Annotated in this window: 19 protein-coding genes; 7 read left to right on the forward strand and 12 right to left on the reverse strand. The window is 69.8% G+C overall.

The window, feature by feature from the left end; genetic code table 11:
- Positions 1–232 precede the first annotated feature (232 nt).
- From ON39_RS02825 to ON39_RS02835, 3 genes are all read left to right on the forward strand, one after another.
- Positions 233–1,183, forward strand: a complete 951-nt coding sequence (locus ON39_RS02825) for an acyl-ACP desaturase (RefSeq protein ID WP_040730482.1) — start codon at positions 233–235, stop codon at positions 1,181–1,183.
- Positions 1,184–1,233: 50 nt separating this feature from the next.
- The gene (locus ON39_RS02830) at positions 1,234–2,277 is read left to right on the forward strand and encodes an alpha/beta hydrolase (protein ID WP_085998116.1); all 1,044 of its coding nucleotides are present in this window, start codon (positions 1,234–1,236) and stop codon (positions 2,275–2,277) included.
- Between the two features lie 197 nt (positions 2,278–2,474).
- Positions 2,475–3,494: an LLM class flavin-dependent oxidoreductase gene (locus ON39_RS02835; RefSeq protein ID WP_040730486.1), complete on the forward strand. Its 1,020-nt coding sequence runs from the start codon at positions 2,475–2,477 to the stop codon at positions 3,492–3,494.
- Here the strand turns inward: ON39_RS02835 and ON39_RS02840 are convergent.
- Both ON39_RS02840 and ON39_RS02845 read right to left on the reverse strand, forming a co-directional pair.
- Positions 3,491–4,537: a fused (3R)-hydroxyacyl-ACP dehydratase subunits HadA/HadB gene (locus tag ON39_RS02840; RefSeq protein WP_040730487.1), complete on the reverse strand. Its 1,047-nt coding sequence runs from the start codon at positions 4,535–4,537 to the stop codon at positions 3,491–3,493. The genes ON39_RS02835 and ON39_RS02840 overlap by 4 nt on opposite strands.
- A gap of 11 nt (positions 4,538–4,548) precedes the next feature.
- Positions 4,549–5,214 carry a YdcF family protein gene (locus tag ON39_RS02845; RefSeq protein ID WP_051186234.1) on the reverse strand — a complete coding sequence of 222 codons (666 nt, stop codon included), beginning with the start codon at positions 5,212–5,214 and terminating at the stop codon, positions 4,549–4,551.
- 397 nt (positions 5,215–5,611) lie between these two features.
- Here ON39_RS02845 and ON39_RS02850 point away from each other — a divergent pair, with 397 nt between their 5' ends.
- Positions 5,612–6,820 (forward strand): esterase/lipase family protein, encoded by a 1,209-nt coding sequence (locus ON39_RS02850; protein ID WP_085998117.1) that lies wholly within the window; start codon positions 5,612–5,614, stop codon positions 6,818–6,820.
- Between the two features lie 245 nt (positions 6,821–7,065).
- Here the strand turns inward: ON39_RS02850 and ON39_RS02855 are convergent, their stop codons facing one another.
- The 5 genes from ON39_RS02855 to ON39_RS02875 all read right to left on the reverse strand — a co-directional run bounded on the left by ON39_RS02855 (position 7,066) and on the right by ON39_RS02875 (position 11,256).
- Positions 7,066–7,503, reverse strand: a complete 438-nt coding sequence (locus ON39_RS02855) for a hypothetical protein (protein ID WP_146250980.1) — start codon at positions 7,501–7,503, stop codon at positions 7,066–7,068.
- 377 nt (positions 7,504–7,880) lie between these two features.
- Entirely contained in the window at positions 7,881–8,162 is a 282-nt protein-coding gene (locus tag ON39_RS02860) for a LuxR C-terminal-related transcriptional regulator (RefSeq protein ID WP_051186235.1), read from the reverse strand.
- Between the two features lie 126 nt (positions 8,163–8,288).
- Entirely contained in the window at positions 8,289–9,380 is a 1,092-nt protein-coding gene (locus ON39_RS02865; RefSeq protein ID WP_051186239.1) for a DUF8320 family protein, read from the reverse strand.
- Positions 9,377–10,564, reverse strand: coding sequence for a sensor histidine kinase (locus ON39_RS02870; RefSeq protein WP_040730489.1), 1,188 nt, complete (start codon positions 10,562–10,564; stop codon positions 9,377–9,379). Before ON39_RS02870 ends, ON39_RS02865 begins: the two co-directional genes overlap by 4 nt.
- Positions 10,561–11,256 (reverse strand): response regulator transcription factor, encoded by a 696-nt coding sequence (locus ON39_RS02875; RefSeq protein ID WP_051186240.1) that lies wholly within the window; start codon positions 11,254–11,256, stop codon positions 10,561–10,563. The genes ON39_RS02870 and ON39_RS02875 overlap by 4 nt, the downstream gene beginning before the upstream one ends.
- Before the next feature lie 515 nt (positions 11,257–11,771).
- On the opposite strand from ON39_RS02875, the gene ON39_RS02880 reads away from it, so the two are divergent.
- Positions 11,772–12,398: a 4Fe-4S cluster-binding domain-containing protein gene (locus ON39_RS02880; RefSeq protein ID WP_051186236.1), complete on the forward strand. Its 627-nt coding sequence runs from the start codon at positions 11,772–11,774 to the stop codon at positions 12,396–12,398.
- Here the strand turns inward: ON39_RS02880 and ON39_RS02885 are convergent.
- Positions 12,316–13,536, reverse strand: coding sequence for a PucR family transcriptional regulator (locus ON39_RS02885; protein ID WP_040730490.1), 1,221 nt, complete (start codon positions 13,534–13,536; stop codon positions 12,316–12,318). The two genes, ON39_RS02880 and ON39_RS02885, sit on opposite strands and share 83 nt — an antisense overlap.
- A gap of 266 nt (positions 13,537–13,802) precedes the next feature.
- Here ON39_RS02885 and ON39_RS02890 point away from each other — a divergent pair, with 266 nt between their 5' ends.
- The gene (locus tag ON39_RS02890) at positions 13,803–14,279 is read left to right on the forward strand and encodes an HAD-IIIC family phosphatase (protein ID WP_040730491.1); all 477 of its coding nucleotides are present in this window, start codon (positions 13,803–13,805) and stop codon (positions 14,277–14,279) included.
- Positions 14,280–14,363: 84 nt separating this feature from the next.
- Here the strand turns inward: ON39_RS02890 and ON39_RS02895 are convergent, their stop codons facing one another.
- On the reverse strand, positions 14,364–15,242 hold the full coding sequence (locus ON39_RS02895; protein ID WP_040730493.1) for a sigma-70 family RNA polymerase sigma factor: 879 nt from the start codon (positions 15,240–15,242) through the stop codon (positions 14,364–14,366).
- Between the two features lie 137 nt (positions 15,243–15,379).
- Here ON39_RS02895 and ON39_RS02900 point away from each other — a divergent pair, with 137 nt between their 5' ends.
- Complete coding sequence (locus ON39_RS02900; protein ID WP_040730494.1) at positions 15,380–15,727, forward strand: DoxX family protein; 348 nt, start codon at positions 15,380–15,382, stop codon at positions 15,725–15,727.
- A 36-nt stretch (positions 15,728–15,763) separates the two neighbouring features.
- Here ON39_RS02900 and ON39_RS02905 read toward each other — a convergent pair whose 3' ends face one another.
- The 3 genes from ON39_RS02905 to ON39_RS02915 all read right to left on the reverse strand — a co-directional run bounded on the left by ON39_RS02905 (position 15,764) and on the right by ON39_RS02915 (position 19,514).
- Positions 15,764–17,350, reverse strand: a complete 1,587-nt coding sequence (locus ON39_RS02905) for a GMC family oxidoreductase (RefSeq protein ID WP_373283658.1) — start codon at positions 17,348–17,350, stop codon at positions 15,764–15,766.
- 87 nt (positions 17,351–17,437) lie between these two features.
- Entirely contained in the window at positions 17,438–18,016 is a 579-nt protein-coding gene (locus ON39_RS02910; protein WP_040730497.1) for a TetR/AcrR family transcriptional regulator, read from the reverse strand.
- A 28-nt stretch (positions 18,017–18,044) separates the two neighbouring features.
- Positions 18,045–19,514, reverse strand: coding sequence for an FAD-dependent oxidoreductase (locus tag ON39_RS02915; protein WP_040730498.1), 1,470 nt, complete (start codon positions 19,512–19,514; stop codon positions 18,045–18,047).
- Between the last annotated feature and the right edge of the window lie 8 nt (positions 19,515–19,522).

Here is a 19,522-nt window from a genome sequence, read left to right on the forward strand (position 1 = left end):
GAGCTCGCCGCGCGCACCCACGATCTGCTCGACGGCATCCGCGCCGCGGACCGAGTGCCGGGCCTCTACCGCGTCGCCGAGCCGCCCGAACCGGCCGATGGTGAACCGGCCCAGCAGGTCAGGATGCCCGTCGTCACATCGAACAACGATCACCGAATCGGCCGCTCGGCCTGAAGTTTCGGCCTCATCTCGATATTCGCCGCGCTGCCCGCGCCGAGCACAAGGAGCATGTGTGACCACCGCGCTGACCGATCGCGATATTCTTCGCGAACTGGAACCCGTCGCCGAGCGTTTGCTCAACGACCATCTGCGCAAGGCGAAGGCGTGGAACCCGCACGACTACGTGCCGTGGGACGAGGGCCGCAATTTCGCGGCATTGGGCGGAATGGATTGGGAGCCCGGTCAATCGAGGCTGTCCGAGGTCGCCAGGACGGCGATGGTGACCAACCTGCTCACCGAGGACAATCTGCCGTCCTATCACCGGGAGATCTCGGAGACGTTCACCCTCGACGGCGTATGGGGCACCTGGGTGGGCCGCTGGACCGCCGAGGAGAACCGGCACGCCATCGTCATGCGCGACTATCTGGGGGTGACCCGCGCGGTCGACCCGATACTGCTGGAACAGGCCAGGATGGCGCATATGACCACCGGCATCGCGAAACCCGAGAAGGGACAACAATTTCTGCGTTCGGTCGCCTACGTCACCCTGCAGGAATTGGCCACCAGAATCAGTCATCGAAACACCGGAACCGCCTGCGACGAACCCATCGCCGAGCGTATGCTGCAACGGATCGCCGCCGACGAGAACCTGCACATGATCTTTTATCGCAATATCAGCGCCGCCGCTCTCGATCTGATGCCCGACGAAAGCCTGCGTGCCATCACCGATGTCGTCACGCGCTTCCAGATGCCCGGCCTGACCCAGCCGAACTTCCGCCGCAACGCGGTCTTGCTCGCCAAGCACGGCATCTACGACCTGCGCCAGCATCTCGACGTGGTGGTGCGGCCGGTGCTGCGGGCGTGGAATGTGTTCGAGCGCACCGACCTATCCGGCGAGGGCGAGCGGGCGCGCGACGAGCTCGGCCGCTACCTCGACGAATTGGCCGAGAAGGCAACGCGATTCGAGGAGCATCGGGACCGGGTGGCGGCCAGGCAGGCGGAACGAGCCGCCGCGGCGCTATGAGACTTCCAAGCGCTATGAGCCTTCCAGGCGCTGTGAGACTTCCGAGCGCTGTGCGACTTCGAGGACCCATCGGCGCCGCGGCGATGGCGGTGATCGCCACGGTCGCCGTGCCCGTGACGGCCGCCGTGCCCGCGGCGGCGGACCCGGGCGTGCCCGGTGCCCCGCCGCCCGCCGTCGACCCGGCGATGACCAGGACCGGGCTGATCTCGATCGAGAGCGTCGGCCCGCACCGCGACCACCTGCGGATCGCTTCCGCCGCCATGCGGCGGATCATCGAGGTCGACGTGCTGCGCGGCAGCGGCTCCGCGCCGCGTCCGACGCTGTATCTGCTCGACGGCGTCGACGGGGAGACCACCTCGGGCTGGCTCAGCAAGGGCGGCGCGGCGGAGTTCTTCGCGGACAAGCCCGTCGACGCCGTGCTGACCAGCGGCGGCACCGGCAGCATGTACAGCGACTGGGACCGCCACGACTCCGCCCTCGGCCTCAACCGGTGGGAGACGTTCCTCACCGAGGAACTGCCGCCCATCGTCGAGTCGTTGCTGCGGTCCAATGGCCGCCGCGCCATCGCGGGCGTGTCGATGGGCGCGCAGGCGGCCATGATGCTCGCCCAGCGCCATCCGGGACGCTATCGCGCGGTGGCCGGCCTGAGCGGGTGCTACTCCACCGCCGACCCGCTCGGCCGCGCGGTCACCACGATCACCGTCGCCTCCCGCGGCGGCAATGTCGAAAACCTCTGGGGCCCACCGAATTCCCCGGAGTGGGCCGAGCACGACAGCCTGCTCGGCGCGGAGGAGCTGCGCGGCACCGCCATCTACCTCTCCGCCGCGACCGGCGTGCCGACCGGCGCCGACCTGGTCGCCATCGCACAGTCCCCGACGATCGTCGACGCATTGCGGACGGCCGGCGGCGGCGCGGCGCTCGAGGCGGGCGCCCGCTCCTGCACCGAGCGTTTCGCCCGTCGCCTCGCCGACCTGAACATCCCCGCCACCGTCGAGTACGACACCGCCGGCATGCACACCTGGCCCGACTTCGAGGCCGCCCTCCCCAAGGCCTGGGCAGTCCTAGCCCCCGCCCTAGCCCACCCCACCCCCTGACCCCGCACTCCCTCTCGGGCCCTGCACCCGCTTTAGGCCCCTAGAGAGGGTGCGGGGCCCGAGAGAGAGTGCGGCTGTCGGCCCGAGCGCGGGGAATGGTGCGGGGCCCGAGTGAGAGTGCGGCTGTCGGGCGAGCGCGGCGGGGCCCGAGTGAGAGTGCGGGGGAATGGTGCGGCGGGGAGTGCGTTGAGGTGGGTATGGGTTCGGTGCTTGCTTCTGTTCGGTTTTCCATCCTGGATCGGTCTCGGGTTCGGCGGGGGCAGAGTCATCCGGACGCGCTGCGCGAGACGGTGGAGTTCGCGCGGCTGGCCGAGGAGTGGGGGTATCACCGGTTCTGGGTGTCCGAGCATCACAGCGTGCCGGGGGTCGCGGGGTCGGCGCCGACGGTGCTCGCCGCGGCCGCGGCTGCGGCGACCTCGCGGATCCGGATCGGCACGGGCGGGGTGATGCTGCCGAATCATCAGCCGTTGGTCGTCGCGGAGCAGTTCGGCGTGCTGGAGTCGCTGTATCCGGGGCGGATGGACATGGGTCTGGGCCGCTCGGTCGGCTTCACCGACGGCGTGCGCCGCGCGCTCGGGCACGACAAGCGCGACGCCGAGGACTTCGACGCCCAGCTGACCGAGCTGCTCGACTATTTCGGCCACGGCCGCGACGGCGTGCACGCCTGGCCCGCCGACGGCCTGCGGATTCCGGCGTTCCTGCTGGCGACCGGGTCGGGCGCGGAGCGGGCGGCGCGGTTCGGGCTGCCGCTGGTGATCGCCGCGGTCGGCGGGCAGGATCGGATGATCGAGGCCATCGAGCGGTACCGCGCCGGATTCCGCGCGACGGCGTGGGGCGCCGAGCCGTACGTCGTGGTGTCGGGGTCGGTGGTGATCGCCGACACCACGGAGGAGGCGCACCGGCTGCTGCTGCCGGAGGCGTGGTCGGCCGCGTATTCGCGGACGCGAGGCGAGTTCCCGACGTTGATCCCGCCCGCGGAGATCGAGGCGATGACCATGACGGATCGGGAGCGCCGGATCTTCGAGGAGTCGCTCGCCGGTCACGTGCACGGCACCGAGGACGAGGTCGCCGATCAGCTCGAGCACCTCATCGCCGGCACCGAAGCGAACGAAATCCTGGTCCACACAAGCACTTACGATCGCCGGGCGCGGCTGGCGTCGCACCGCAGGCTCGCCCGCGTCACGGGACTGCTGGAGCGCGCCGGGGCGGCGGTCTAGCCGATGCCCCGATCGCTCAGGGGGAAGCGGACTTCCGCGGCGGCGTAACCGAAAAGCCTGCGCCCGTCCGAGCGCGCGTCGATCGCGACGGTGGCGCGGCGACGACGCGGATCGAGCGAGGTGACCCTGCCGTCGAACTCGAGCACGCTCGTCGCGCGCGGCGCGACCCGCAGGGTGTGCGTGAAATGCGCGAACTGCGCGCGAAACCTGGTGACCGCGCCCGGATCACCCAGCCAGCGGCTCAGAAACGCCGCCGCCATACCGAGTTTCAGCATGCCGGGGGCGACGGCCGAGGGCAGGCCGTTCGCCGCGGCGCCGTCGTCGCAGAACACCGGGTCGGTATCGCCGACCGCCGCGGCGTACTTCATCAGGTCGTCGCGTGAGAGCCGGATGGTATGTCGCGGCAGCTCGGTGCCGACGGCCACGGTGTCGAAATCGACTGTGGTACGGGGTATCCGGCTCGCGCACGGCGGCGCGACCCGCTCGCCGGCCGCGACGGCGAGATGCCCGCGCCGGGCCGGGGCGCGGTCCTGGAGTGGGAGGGTGCGCAGGGTCTCGGCCAGCCGCGGATCGGCGAGGCCGGTCCTGGCCAGCAGCGCGGTCGAGCCGGTCTGCACGGTCTCGCCGTGCTGGTCGATGAGCACGCTCTTGAGGGCGAGCACGTCGTAGTCGGCGAAATGCCGGAAAGACTCGAAATAGATATCGCAGGTCAACCGATCGCCCGCGACCAATGGCCGGCCGAGGTCGATGACCTGATCGGCGTGCAGCACCCGCGTCGAGCGATAGCCGGTGAGCACCGTATCCAAAATTTCGCGCTGCACGCGGCCGAGAACGACCGACGAGAAGGTGGCGGGCGCGATCAATCCGGGGAAACCGAGTTCGGCGGCCGCGTCCTCGCTCCAATGCGCCGGATGATAATCCTGTACCGCGCCCGCGAATTCGCGAATCTTTTCCCGGCTCACCGTATAGGGAGTCGTCGAGCGATACCGGCGATCGACCAGTGCTCTTACCTGATCGGACGGGTTAACCGAAATGTCGCGCATAATAGCTCCTTTTACCAACCGGGCCCGAATTGCCACGCGAGCGGCGGCACCTGATCGGGCGTGACGGCGCCGACCACGTCGACCCCGGCGTCGATGAACGTGCCCACCGCCCGGTCGATGTGGTCGGCCGAGGTGACCACCACGGCGTCGCGCGCGCCGATGTCGCGCATGATGCGCGCGGACCGCACGGCGTTCTGCGCGGTGGAGTCCGCGTCCGGCTCCAGATGGATCCGCCCGGCCGGAATGCCGTGCCGGACAAGCCAATCCGCCATCGCCCGTGCCTCGGTGACGCCGTTGTGCGGGTTGCCGCCGGTCACGATGATCGGCGACGCCGGCGCGAGCAGCGCCTGCACGAATCCTGCGTGCAGGCGCTCGATCAGCTCCGGCCGCATGCTCCCGTCGGGCAGCAGGCCGTAGCCGAGCACGACGATCGCGGTCGACGGACCGTACAGCGCGGGAAGGGGTTCCGGCGCGGGCGGCACCAGCGTGCGCAGCGCGTCCGGCAATGCCCGGTCCGCCGAGCCGGTGCTTTCGGCGAAGGAACCGCTGCCTTCGGCGAAAGCGGCGGGCAGATGGACAAGGGCTACCGCGACGGCGACGGCGCCGAATACGGTGCGGGCGGTGCGCCTTATCGTGCACGCGGTGCCGCGGCGATTCGAGAACAGGGTGGGGAACATGGCGATCTCCGAGGGTTAGCCACCGGTTCGTCGCCGACGGCTGGAAAAGATTCACTCATGCTCGGTCACTCGCCCTTTTCACTCCATGGTTCCGCTATTTATCTGGAGACCTCACCGTCGCGCCCGGTCGCCGTTTAGTGGACGGCACGTGCCGTTGTGTACTGCGAGAACAGGGCGTCGGCCGCACTGTGACTATTCCCCATCGAGGCGCTTTCCGCTGGCGGACTGTGTCGTTTACCTAACCGCGACAGCGGCTTTGGTGAGCTGTCCAGAAACCACGTCGTCCGATAGGTTGCCCGGCCGCCCGGTTTTAGCGTTGGCGCAGTTTCGGTGCCGCCTGTCACGCAAACGTCGGCACTGTCACTCGAATTCTGTGCTCGACGTAGGAAGGCATGCAATGAAACGAAGTACCTTCGGCCGGACGTCGCTGGCGGCGGCAGTGATGACCGGCGTCTCGGTGCTGGTCATGGGCATCGCCGGGGTCGGCGCGAACGCCGAACCGGCGGCCGAGCCGAACGAGCAGGCCCTGGCCGACTACATCGCCGCGGGTCGCAAGGCGGCGGCGCCGGTCGCCGACTCCGGCAGCGCGTCCGGCTCCGCCTGTACCTCCGGCAGCGGCGCGGGCTCGGGCAACGGCTCGGGCAATTGCTTCGGCGGCTCCGGCAGCAGCTCGGGCCTGTCCGGCGGATACGCAAGCGACACAGTCGGTTACGGCCCGCCGATGACCTCCTTCTTGGCCGCGTTCGGCTACAGCCTGCTCAACCCCGATGCCGCGCCGCCCGGTACCAACGATTGGAACTGCAAGCCGACGGCCGCGCATCCGCGTCCGGTGGTGCTGGTGCATGGCACCTGGAGCAACGCCTTCGACGCCTTCGCGTTCATGAGCCAGCCGATCAAGGACGCCGGCTACTGCACGTTCACCTTCAACTACGGCCGGTCGAACCTGATCCAGGGCGGCGGGCTCGGTTCGGTGCTGCCCGGCGTCAACGGCACCGGCTACATCCAGGACTCGTCGAAGCAGTTGGCCACCTTCGTCGATCGGGTGCTCGCCGCGACCGGCAGCAGCGAGGTCGATCTCGTGGCGCACTCGCAGGGCGGCTCGATGTCGAACTGGTACACCAAGTTCGACGGCGGCGCGGCCAAGGTGAAGAACCTGATCACCTACGGCGCAACGCATCACGGGACGTCGCTGGACGGCATCGGCGCGCTCGGCCGGGCCATCAACAACTTCGGCATCGACATCCTCGGCTTCGTCGAGCTCTTCGTCGGCCACGCCGGCATCCAGCAGACCATCGGCTCGGACTTCGTCAACCAGCTCAATGCCAACGGCGACACCGTCTCCGGCGTCGACTACACGGTCGTCGGCACCCGCTACGACGAGGTCACCAACCCGTACGATCTGACCTTCCTGCGGCCGGGCCCCGGCGCGACGGTGCAGAACATCACGCTGCAGGAGGGCTGCGAGCAGGACGTCTCGGACCACCTGACGATGATGTACTCGCCCCGCGCGCTGTCCATCGCGCTGCGCGCCCTCGACCCGGCGGGGCACCCCAACCTGGAGTGCACCTTCAATCCGTGGGTGATCGGCGGTGGCGGCGGGATCTGATCCGCGAGAGGACGTGCACCCGGGCGAACAGGCGAAACCCTAACCCTCCGTTCCTGTTCCGAAGGGTGCGCTACCGCCGCTGAACGAGGTGCGCACCGGACGAGTCCTCAACCCCGCCTCCGTTCGTCGCGCACTGTTGGTCCAGTGGCGAAACGCCCACCGGGCGGCGACCGCACGCGTCGCCCGGTGGGCACTGCCGTGTCCGGGCCATATCGCTTCCCTGGCAGCCTGATCCGGCGCCGCGCTCAGTCGGTAGCGCTCGTACACCCGCACGACACACTCGTCGTGATGTCGTTCGCGTTGAGCGCCGCCGAGGTCTCGGTCACGAGATGCGCGGCCCACGAGGTCTCCTGCGCCTTGGCTATCTCGGAGTTCTTTGTGGCGCAGTGGAACTGGGCGCTCGCCGCGACGTCGTCCAGGGTGAAGATCACGTCGACGGCGACGCGACGGTGCAGCGTGACGGTGATGGCGGCGACGACCCGGCCCGCGACGGCGTGCTTGGTCTGCACGGTGGCCAGTGCCAGGTCGCGCACGCGCGGGGCGCTGATGCCGACGACGTTGCCGTAGCGCCAGCGGCGCGGCGACCGCCCGCCGGACTGGCACGCCACTTCGTGCACCGCCAGAATGAGATCGTCCAGCGCCGGGGCCGCGACGGTCACCTCATAGGAGTAATGACGGTTCACGATCGGTGCCACACCTTCCGCGTACGGTCGCGGTGCTTCCTACCGACGACCGGGTTCGAAAAAGCAATGCCCGAAAAGTCGTGGGCGCAACCGATTCCACACGACGGCGGGTGGTCCCCGAGGGCGGTGGTCTGTTTCGTCCGCGAACCATGACGATGTCACGATTTCGTATCGTTGTCTGTCGGTCGAATGCCCGACACCGCCGTGCGGGGCACGTGTGCACGGCAGGAGGGCACGCGGGCACGGCGGTGCGAGGCAACAGGTCACGCGCGGAAAGCAGTGGTGCACGCGCGATTCACATCCGTCGTTCGAATGATTCCGGGCTCGCTACCGCGATGTTAGCGTCGAGGCGAGAGAAAGACGGTGACGCGATGGGACTACAACTCGTCCAGCGTGATCAGGCCGTCCTGCAGGGCGCGGGCCACCAGCGCGGCCTTGGTGTTGGCGGCCCGGCCGACCGCCGCGTATTTGGCGCGGATGCGGGTGATGTGGGTGTTGACGGTACCGATCGACAGGTAGAGCTGCATCCCGACCCGCGTCTTCGAGTCGCATTTGACCCAGGCGACCAGTACTTCGAGTTCCCGGGCCGACAAGTGCGGGTCGCGCCACAGCGTGACCGGAGTCGGTTGCGGTCGGGGATCTGGAACGATCGAAGGCATCAGTAAGTCCCGCTTCGTGCAGTATCAGTCGGCCCCGGTGCCGCACCTCCCCGAAGGTTGCAGACCAATAACCGATGTGCCCATCGAATATACGATCTCGGGCCGACGCTGGACATTCCCCAGCTTTCAGCCCGCAGGTCTGGGGTCTTGCTTCGCATCGCGAACAAGTTGCCGGTCGTCCAGGTCGGACCGCACCGCGCCGGTCGACTCCACCTCGATCCGCAGCTCACCGTTGTCGCGCAACAGAATCGAGGCCAGGGTGCTGCGCCCCGGCGGCAGTACGCGCGCGGTGACCGTGCCGCCGTCGGCGTAGTCGAGCGCGTCGCGCAGCACGGTGCGCACCTGTTGCCGGAGCTCGGCGTCGACCTCGTCGAGGCCGCCGCCGTCGTCGAGCACGACGGTCACCCCGCGTTGCCGCGCGCAGCGCGCCGCGGCGCCGACCGAGGCATCGATCATCACACCGCCCAGGATGTCGTCGCGCAACTCGGCCTCGACGAGCCGGCACTCGGCCTGCTCCTGCGCGGTGAGCGGGCGGCCGGAGGCGATGATCTCGAGCAGCGGCCGCGCCGCGCTGTCGAGCCGGGCGACCCGCTCGTCCCGCTCCTGCTGCGCCGCCTGAGCGGCGGCCTCGGCCGCGGCCCGCTCCGTATCCTGTTGGCGCAGCGCGAGAATCGAGTGCGCCAGCGGGCGGACCACCCGGCCGAAGAACGTCGCCATGAGCAGCGGTGTCAGATTGATGAACGAGAAACCCACCCCCGTGAGCCAGCCCTGTCCGGTGCGCGTGGTCCACCAGGCGCAGACGACGATCTGGCCGAGCACGCCGGCCCACGCCCACAGCGGCGCGCCGCGCACGCACAGGAAGTTCAGATAGGCCGACGCGGCGCCGAGGAACCAGATCTGGGTGGAGTTCGCCATCGGCACCGGCAGCTGCCAGATGGCCAGCGCGGCGGACAGCGGCGCCGCCGCGGCCACGGGCACGGCGAACGGGGTGGGCAGCGGATCGCCGGGCGCGAGCAGGATGGCCGATCCGGCGCCGAGGATGAGCACGGCCGCGAGCGCGGTGAGCCGGAGATCCCGGATGCCCTCGTCGGCGGCGAGGGCCATCGAAGTGATCGACACGGCGAACAGTCCGGACAACCCCCACGCCGCGCGCGTGCGCATGCCGAGGATGTCCCGAACGTCGTCGCGCACAGTCCGATTCATCCGATCGGTCGTCATCGCGCCACCCACCCCGCGCTCACCCGGCAGCCGCGACCGGGCGCGGCGTCGATGGTGGACCAGCCGCCCGGCAGCTCGGCGAGCCGGTCGGTGATGCTGGCGCGCAAGCCGATTCGGTCGGGCGGGACGGTCTCGGGATCGAATCCGACGCCGTCGTCGACCACGTCGATCCGGACGGAGTCCGCGTCCGCGGTGACGCGCACCTCGCAGGCGGCCTCGCGGGTCGGCGTGCCGGCGTGGCGCTGCCAGTTCCGCAGCGCCTCGCCGACCGCCGCCGCCAACGCGGTCGCCACGTCGCTCGGCACCGTGAGGGGAACGGTCGCGCTGTGCTCGGCGCGCAGCCGCACCGAGTCGTCGACCTCGGCCGCGGTCGCGCGGATGCTCGCGACCACCTGCTCGAGGTCGAGGCTGTCCTGTCCGGGCTGCCCGGAGCGCAGCCGTTCCAGGTCGCGCAGCGTCACCTCGGCGTGGTGGGTGAGCACGGGGGAGTTGGGCGCGCGCGAGGCCTCGAGCAGCGTCGCGATGACCCAGTCGTGGGCGAGGGCGTCGAAGCGCCGCCGCTCGAAGCGGCGCGCCTCGGCGGCGGCCGTGGCGGTGGCCTTCGCCCGGACCTCGTGCGAGGTCAGGTCCAGCATGCGCCCAACCTGAACGAGCACCACGCACGCCGCGCACGGCAGCGCCGAATAGGCCACGGCGAAAAGGAAATCCGGGACGACCGGGTTGTGCGCGTCCGGTCCGCGGGCGTACGCCGCGTCGGTCTGCGCCAGGGCCGCGGCCAGGACGAGGTAGCCGAAGGGCATGCGCCGCCAGAAGATACAGAGCGCCACCGCGGGCAGACCCGGAATCCACAGTATCCACAGCGATTTCTCGGGCGGCACGACGGCGTCGGCCCGCACGATCAGCCAGCTCCCGGCGGCGAACAGATAGCCGAGCGCGAAAGCCACTACGGCGTAACGGGTCAGGTCGGTGCGCCAGCGCAGCGCCGTCGCGGCGATGAGCGCGCTGGGCAGGTAGATCACGCCGAGCGACACCGGAGTCCACCAGGGCGCGGCCAACGCGGACTGGTTCAGCGCGGTGGGCACGGTGAGGGCCGCGTAGAACAGGCCGCCGGTGCCGACGAAAAGGCTTGCGCCGCGGACGAGGCGGGCTTCGGCGCTGCGCGGTGGCGCGGCCGTGTCGATCATCGAGGTCGTGGATCACCGCCGATGAAGCCGTCGCGCTTGGCCTCCCGATAGAGGTCGACCCTGGACCGCACCGGCCGGCCCGCCTCGGCGTACCGGCGGCGGATCCGGCTGAGGTAGTCGTTGACGGTGTGCTCGGAGAGGCCGAGCTTGTGCGCCACCGAGGCCGCGGTCTCGCCGTTCGCGTAGTGCTCCAACACGTCTCGCTGCCGGGGCGGCAGGTCGATATTGGTCAGCGCCGGGTCGCTGTCGATGGCCGAGGCCCACGCCATCGTCGCGACCTGCCGACCCGAGGCGGCCGCGCGGATCATAGCGGTGGTGCGCTCGGCCGGGTCGCTCTTCAACGCGACGCCGAGCACGCCCGCGCGGGCGGCCGAGCGGATGAGGTCGCGCCAGTCGCCGGTGGTGTAGACGAGGCAGGGGATGTCGAGGCTGTGCAGCATCTCGACGTTCTCGCGCGGGCTGGAGCCGTCGGGCAGCCGCAGATCGAGCACCGCGAGATCGAGATCGGTCGCCTGCTTCAGCAGTTCGGGGACGGTCGGCGCGATCGCGACGACGGTCAGGTCCGGCTGGTCGGACAGGATCGCGGCCAAGCCCACCGCGACCGCCTGGTGGTCCTCGACGATGCCGATCCGGCGCACGGTGCCCGGTGTCGCGTAGGGTCCGGGCAGGTCGGTGACGGCTACTCCCGCCATAGTGAGCAGTCGACGGATCACCATGAATGGAATTAAATCACTCGGTAACGAACGTGCCAAGTCGCCTGCTCGTTATTCTGATTTCGCACTCGCCGGGCCTGCCCGCATGATCTTCGAATGGTGAGCGGACCGAAGCTTCGTACGTCGTAAACCGATATCGACCGGTCGGTATCGTGCCGATCGGCTCGAATCCGCTTGTGCCAGAGGTGATCAGGAGCGCGGTTCCGGCGCGGCGATATGCGCGGTCATATCGTCTGGAACTTACCCGATCGCCGTCGTGCGTTTCCGGGTGAAATATATCGCCGGTTCCACTCCGGTGCCGCCGCCGATGTTTATTTCGCGGAATTTCTTCGTATTACCTGTTTTGATCGGACGCGCCCGGGAATGGTCGTCGGGCGCATGCCGGATCATGGACCTGTGTCGAGTGTTCGGCGGACAGACAGCGGGCAGCGGCGCCATCAAGCTCACTAGGTGAGGACGGGCCTCACGCCGTCCCGCGGCAGGACTCAGGGGAGATGGACGTGCACTCGAGTCGGCATCCGGACAGCGCCACGATGCTGGTGTCGCGCCTGCGATTTCCGGTGCGGAACATAGGTTATGGAATTCGCGCGGGTATTTGGCTGCCCGGCTGCCGGCTCTTCTGTCGCGCCTGCCTCGCCGAAAACACCTGGGATTTCGACGAATGGACCCGGTGCGGCGTCGACGCGGTGCTCGACGGGCTCGGTGAGTTGCCCGCCGGACGCGTCGACGGCGTCACCGTCTACGGCCGCGAGCCCACCGAACAGCCTGCGGCGCTGCGCATCCTGCTCGACCGGATCAACGAATGGCGCGCGCGGCAGGTCCGCCCGGCCGACCTGCTGCTGTACTCGGGACGGTCGGCCGCCACGCTGGACGAGCGGTTCCCCTGGCTGATCAGGTCGGTGGACGCGCTGGTCACCGGCTACGCGGTCGCCGCGGAGGTGGGCGATTTCGCGCCGCGGGACGCCCCGAACCGGCGCATCGTCATCGGTTCGGCGCTGGGCATGCGGCGCTACGCCACAGCCGAATTCGCGCCGGGTCTCATGTCGTGCGATAGCTGCGCGCGACCAGCGCCGATCGCAGATACCACAGCCCGGACGGTTGGGACGGGTCGAACCCGGTGAGCTGGCCGATCCGCTTGAGCCGGTAGTCCACGGTGTTGGTGTGCACGTGCAGGACGCGGGCGGTGCGCTGACGGTTGAGGTTGTTGCCGATGTGGCGCTGCAGGGTCTCCAGCAGTTCGGGGTGCTCGTCGAGCGGGTCGAGCAGCTGGCCGAGGTACTCGCGGCCGGGGCCGGGGCGGGTGAGCTGGTACTCGAGCGCCAGCTCGTCGAAGCGGTACAGCCCGGCCACCGCCTCGAGGCGCTGGACCATGTCGAGCAACTCGTGCGCCTGGTCGGCGGCGTTGGGGATCTGTTCGGGGGTGGCCTCGACCATGGTCGCGGTGATGCCGACCTGCGCGGCGTGCGACAGCTGGGTGACCAGGGTGTCGTAGCCGGCGTTGTCGAAGGTGGCCGAGGGGATGAGCACCGTGCCGCCGTCGACGCTGAGCAGCGAGAGCGCGCTGTCGCCGCAGCGGGTGGCGAGCTCGGCCTGCACCCGTCTGAGCTTGCGGCGCGCGACGACCTGACTGTCGATCATCGGATTGTGCTCGTCGCGGTGCGGCGGAATCGCCACGGCGAGAACGGCGTACGACGTCGCGATGGCGATGCCGCACTCGCGCGCCATGGTGGAGGTGCTGTGCCCGCCGAGCAGCGCGGAGGTCAGCGTGTGCACGGCGGTGTGGTGCTCGCTGACCACCGAGCGCAGCTCCCGGATGTAGGCCACCGAGATGGCCGAGCTGATCATGTCCAGCATCTCGAGCACCATCTTGGCGCCGTCGACCAGACTGTCGTAGTCCTTGATGGACGCGTCGGACACCACCAGATCCAGGCCCATCTTGAAGCCCTCGTGGATGGAGTGGTGGATGGTGTCGATCGGCACGCCCTCGCGCGCCCAGCCCGAGGCGGCGTCCTGCAGGCGCTGCAACTTCTCCGGGATGTCCTGGCCGTCCAGCATGCTCACGGCGAACTCCAGGCAGACCCTGGTGATCGTGGTGACGTCGCCGGAGATGGCGTCCGCGGGTAAGGTTCCGCAGGGGATGACGTTCTCGACGAAGTGCCCGACCATTTGACGCGAGAGTGCCCGAACGTCCTTGAGCGGGGACGACATCGGCTTGCCCGCCAGAGTCAAGCTCTGCCGTGCCGAGTTGTCGATCGACATTGTTCGACTCCTAACGCCCCCGAAATATAGCTGTGCGGCGCATTCACACTAATCGCTCGAAACCCGTCCTGGAACGATTCGCGGTGTTCTGTGCGTGCCTCAGAGACTGGTCGGTTGGTGGTTGTGTCGCGTCACAGCGATGATCCGGACAAATCCGAAACCGGCCGGTTCCGTCGGTCGGCGCGGGCCGCGACGACCCTGGCGGTAGGATCGCTGACGCCACACGCCAGGGACGGCCGAGCCGACGCGATAGGGGGCTAGGACACATGAGACCGGCTCTGAGATGTCTTGTCTGGGAACTGGACAACACACTCTGGGACGGCACGGTGAGCGACCGGACCGGCGGCGCGCTGCGCCCGCCCGCGCTGCGCACCCTGCGACTGCTCAGCGAACGCGGCATCTGGCACGCCGTGGCCAGCCGAGGCGACCGCGAGCAGACCCTGGACAAGCTGTACCGCAGCGGCCTCTACGAGATGTTCTCCGCCCTCGAAATCGGCTGGGGCCCCAAGTCTTCGGCGATCGCCCGGATCGGGCTGACGCTCGGCCTCACGCTGGACACGATCGGGTTCATCGACGACGAACCGGTCGAACGCGCCGAGGTGCTGCGCGCGCTGCCCAAGGTCCGCTGCTACGCCGCGCGCAATGTGGACGTGCTGCCCGCGCTGCCGGACTTCCGGCCCGTCGTGTCCACCGGGCCCGATCCGACGCCGCCGGTCGGGTTCGCGCGGGTGTCGGCGCGGTAGCGGACGGCGCATCGATCGCCGCTCGGGCGGCGTCGGCCGGTGTCGCACAGGCGGACTCGGGCGTCTCCGCGTTGCGGCCCGCCGCTATGCCGCCGGCACCGCGAGGTCGAGTTCGCGGAGCCGGGCGGGGTCGGCGATCACCTCGTAGCGGGCGACGCGGTCGCCGCGCACGGTGACCATGAGCGCGAGCAACAACCTGCCGCGCGGCGCGACCAGGACGCCGACCGCCCCGTTCACCAGCGCGAGCGTGGCCACCCGCGAACGACGTTGCAGGAGTACGGTTTCCTCCGCCACCGCCCGCGCGCCACGCACCACGGCCGACATCCCCGACGGCAGCGCGGCAGGGTCGGCGACTCGGACCACGTCAGGGGCGAGCACGGCGAGCAGGGCGTCGAGATCGCCGCCGCGGGCGGCCGTGAGAAATGCCTCCACCACCCGCCGCTGCTCGGCGAGTTCGGTTGGCGGCGTGGTGGTTCCACCCCGCGTCCGTTGGCGGGCGCGACTCGCGAGCTTCTTCGTGGTCGCCGTCGTGCGCCCGACGATCGGCGCGATCTGCTCGAACGGCACCGCGAACAGGTCGTGCAGGACGAACGCCACCCGTTCGTCGGGGCCGAGCGTGTCCAGCACCACGAGTAGCGCCCGGCCGACCGAATCGATCAGCACCGCTTCGTGTTCCGGGTCGCGGTCGTAGGCGGCGTCGCCGAGTTCGGCGAGCAGATCCATCGGCTCCTCGCGCCGGGCGGCGCGCGTTCGCAGCATGTCCAGGCAGATCCGCGACACCACCGTGGTCAGCCAGCCGGCGAGGTTGGCCACCTCGTCGGTGTCGGCGCGCGCCAGCCGCAGCCAGGTCTCCTGCACGGCGTCGTCGGCCTCGCTCAGCGACCCGAGCATCCGATACGCGACCGCCCGCAGATGAGCGCGGTGGGTCTCGAATCGCCGCGCCAGCGCGTCCTCGGCCCGCATCCGGTCACCTTTCCGCTCCGCCGTCCGTCACACGGTCGACGGATCCCATCGCGCCCGGTCGAGCGCGGTTGCGGCGTCGCCGGACGCCACACCACGATCGCAGACCGGCCGCACCACGCATCAGGAGGGTGCTACCCATGTCCACCGCTTACGTCATCGTCACCGTCGCCGCGGCGGCCGCCATGCTCGTCGCCTCGGGAATCGACGTGTTCCGAGCCCAATGGGTGCGCGACAACATGAGCGCCTACGGCCTGCCCGAGTGGACGCTGTACCCGCTGGCCGTCGTCAAGGCGGCGGGCGCCGCCGGGCTGCTCGCCGGTCTCGCCGTCGCGCCGCTCGGGTTGGCCGCCGCGATCTGCCTCGTGCTGTACTTCCTCGGCGCGATCGCGACGATCCTGCGCGCCCGCGCGTACGGCGATCTCGGCTACCCCATGCCGTATCTGGTCTTGGCGGCGGGGTCGCTGGCCTTGTTCGTCGCGTCCTGACCTGGGCCTGTGTCGAAGCCCGACCCGGCCGGACTGCTACCCCTGCTGGATGAAGCTCGCCGCCTGCTCGCCGATGAACACCGCGGGCGCGTGGGTGTGGCCGCGGATGAGCATCGGCATCACCGAGGCGTCGGCGACCCGAAGCCCTTGCACGCCACGGACTTCCAGTCGAGGCGTGACGACGCTGGCCACGTCGGTGCCCATGCGGCAGGTGCCGACCGGGTGGTAGAGAGTGTGCGAGTAGCCGTTCAGGGCGAGTTCCAGCGTGGCTTCCAGTTCGGCCGGCGCCTGGGGCGGGTAGATGACCGGGCCGAGTACGGCCTTCATGGCGGGCATGGCGGCGATATCGGCGCAGGTGCGCAGGCCCGCCATGAGGGCGGCCCGGTCCAGGCCCGCGCTGTCGGACAGGTAGCGCGGGTCGATCGCGGGCTTGGCGGCCGGATCGGCGGAGGTGAGCGAGATGCGCCCGCGGCTGTGCGGGCGCAGCAGCACCGACGCCAGGATGACGCCGTGCTCGGCCGGGTCGACCAGACCCTCGTAGTAGAACGGCGCGGGCGCGTAGATCAGCTCGAGGTCGGGCAGGTCCAATTCCGGCCTGCTGCGCACGAATCCGTAGGCCTCGCCGATATTGGAGGTGAGCATGCCGCGATGGCGGATCAGGTAGTCGAGCAGCTGGCGCGGCTTCTCGGCGGCGAACAGGGAGTCGGCGGCCACGCTGTAGCCGATGCCGCCGACCAGATGATCCTGGAGGTTCGCGCCGACCTCGGGCGCGTGCCGCAGGGCGCGAATGCCGTGGCGCGCCAGCTCTTCTCGATCGCCGATGCCCGAAAGCATCAGCAGCTGCGGGCTGTTGATCGCGCCGCCGCACAGGATCACCTCGCGGCGGGCGGTGACGGTGTGCGGCCCGCCGCCCTGGTGGTATTCGACGCCGACGGCGCGGGTGCCCTCGAACAGCACCCGGGTGGCCCGCGCCTCGCTGCGGATCGTCAGGTTCGGCCGCTTCATGGCGGGGCGCAGGTAGCCGTCCGCGGTGCTCCAGCGCCTGCCGCCGCGCTGGGTCACCATGGTCTCGCTGAAGCCTTGGGGCTCAGGCCGATTCGGCGGCTCGACCGCGAAACCGGCCTCCCGCACCGCGGTCAGGTACGCGGCCGTCGACGCGCGGGGGCTGCGCTGGCGCGAGATGTGCAGCGGGCCGTGGGCGCCCTCGTCCGGATACTGTGCGTTCTCGACGTTCTCGATCCGCCGGAACTGCTCGACCGCGGCCGCGAACCCCCACTCCTCGCCGGCCAGCAGCGCCCACTCGTCGTAGTCGGCGCGGAATCCGCGCACCCACATCATCGCGTTCATCGAGGACGAGCCGCCGAACATCTTGCCCCGCGGCCAATAGATCCGCCGATTCTTCAGCTCCGGCTGCGGTTCGGTGAGATAGTCCCAGTCCACCTCGGAGCGGAACAGTTTCGCGAACCCGGCGGGAATATGCGCGAACTTGTTCTTGTCCGCGGGCCCCGCCTCCAGCAGCACCACCGAGGTATTCGCGTCGGCGCTGAGCCGATTGGCCAGCACCGCCCCCGCGGATCCGGCCCCCACGATCACATAGTCCGCGACAAGCCCACCTGGTTCCACAATCCACTCCGATCTGCGACGCCTACGGCAAAGATACGAGCAAGGAATGGCACGGGGTTCGATTTCGCCCCAACCGAGGGCAAGTCGTCATTTCAGGATGAGCAGCGCGGATTTCTCGATGCGGTCGGCGATCTCGGAGTACGAGGCGTAGCCCATGCCCGCGCGCACGAGAGCGCCGGCGTAGAGCAGCTCAAGGGACTCGACGACGTCGGGGTCGTGATCCTCGCCGAGGGCGCGGATGAGGCGCTTGCGGATCTCGGCGCCGATGCGGCCGCGCAGGTGCACGACGTCGGGGTCGCGGCCGAGTAGCGCGCTGGTCACCGCGCCGGACAGCTCCTGTTCGTCGGCGACCAGCATCGCGATATTGCGGAGCTCGGCGACCACCCGGACCGTCGGATCCGCGTCCTCGCTGGCCGGCGAGGACGCGGAAACCAAACGCCGCCAGAAGATCTCGGCGACGAGATGCTCCTTGGAGGAGAAGTAGGTGTACGCCGTCGCCGCGCCGACCCCGGCCGCCGCCGCGACCATCCGGATCGTCATGCCCGCGAACCCCTCGCGGGCAAGCACTTCCACCGCCGACCTGGTGAGCTTGTCGACGGTGTCGGCCTGCTTCCCGGACAGCCTGCGGCGGGTCGCCTCGAGAATGACGGAATCGGGTTCGGACATGTGTCTGGATACTACTAGTGCGGCCGAGTCAGTTCTTCGCCGCCGCGAGCCCGGCTCGCCGCCCGTAGAAACTGCCGTCCCCCAGGGACGCTCCGCTCACGTAACCGCCCGCGCACAGTCCGGAGGTGCAGCGTCCCGCGGCGAACAGACCGGGGATCGGCTCGCCGGAGACGTGCAGCACCCGCGAGTCCAAGTCGGTGCGCAGCCCGCCGAGTGTGAAACCCGCGGTGAATCCCCGCATGTCGAACGCGGCCAGCGAACCGCGCAGCGGCCGAACCCATTCCGGCTTCTTGCCGAGCAACGGATCCTTGCCGTCGGCCGCGTGCAGGTTGTAGCACTCGACGGTGCCCTGCAGCGCCAGCGTCGGCAGCCCCATGTCGCGCTCCAGCTCCGCCACCGTCTCGGCGGCCCAGGTCGGCGGCTGCCGGAAGAACGGCGTGGAGGTCTCGGTGGCGAGCCCGGCCTCGTAGGACTCCTCGTCGATGACGAGAAAGACCTGGTTCTCCTGTTGGATGAGCGCCGCCTGGCCGATGCGGCCCGGGTAGGTGTCCTCGGCGATGAACCGCTGACCGCGGCCGTTGACCAGGATGCCGCGCGCCATCAGCTGCGGATCGCCGAAGAACGCCACCTCGGTCGCGTCCATGTGCGCCAGCTCCGCGCCCAGGGCCTGCGCGACCCGGATGCCGATGCCGTCGTGCTCCTCGATCGCGGCGGCCGGCCTGCCGATCAGGCGCGGCGCGTACCCCTCGATCATCTGCTGGTGGTAGGCGAAACTGCCGGTGGCCAAGACGAGCCCGCGGTCGGCGCGGATCGCCACCTCCTTGCCGTAGCGCTTGGCGATCACCCCGACGACGCGATCGTCGTCGTCCACCACGAGCCGGCCGAGGCGCAGGTCGTATTCGACCCGGACGCCGAGGGATTCGGCCGTCTCCGCCAGCGGCTTCATCAGCATGTAGCCGCCGCTCTTGCGCCCGATCTTCTTGTCGGCCATCTGCGGAACATGTCCGCGCGGAGCGGGTTTCGCGAGGGTGTTGAACGGCGCGGCGTTCTCGCCGCCGGAGTACATCAGCCCCTCGTCGTGCGGCGGCTCCCACCCGGGCTCGCCCCAGAACGCCTCGCGGAACGGCACGCCGCAGGCGACGAGCCAGTTGTAGTGTTCGACGCTGCCGCGGGCGTAGTCGGCGATCTTGGCCTTGTCCACGCCGGGGCCCAGCGCCGCCAGCAGGAACGTCTCCATGTTCTCCGGCGTGTCCTCGAAGCCGAGCGCCTGCTGCAAGGGCGTGCCGCCGCCGAGATAGATGAACCCGCCCGCCATCGCCGCCGCCCCGCCCCAGCCGCCGGTGCGCTCGAGGATCAGCACGTCGGCGCCCGCGCGGGCCGCCTCGATGGCCGCGCACACCCCCGCGATGCCGTACCCGGCGACGACGACGTCGGCCTGGTGGTCCCACTCGGTGACGTCGCTCGCGCGGAGCGGGCGAAGGGCGTTGGCATCAGACATGTTTCGGG

It is taken from the genome of Nocardia tenerifensis NBRC 101015, assembly GCF_000308715.1.
Lineage (GTDB): Bacteria > Actinomycetota > Actinomycetes > Mycobacteriales > Mycobacteriaceae > Nocardia > Nocardia tenerifensis.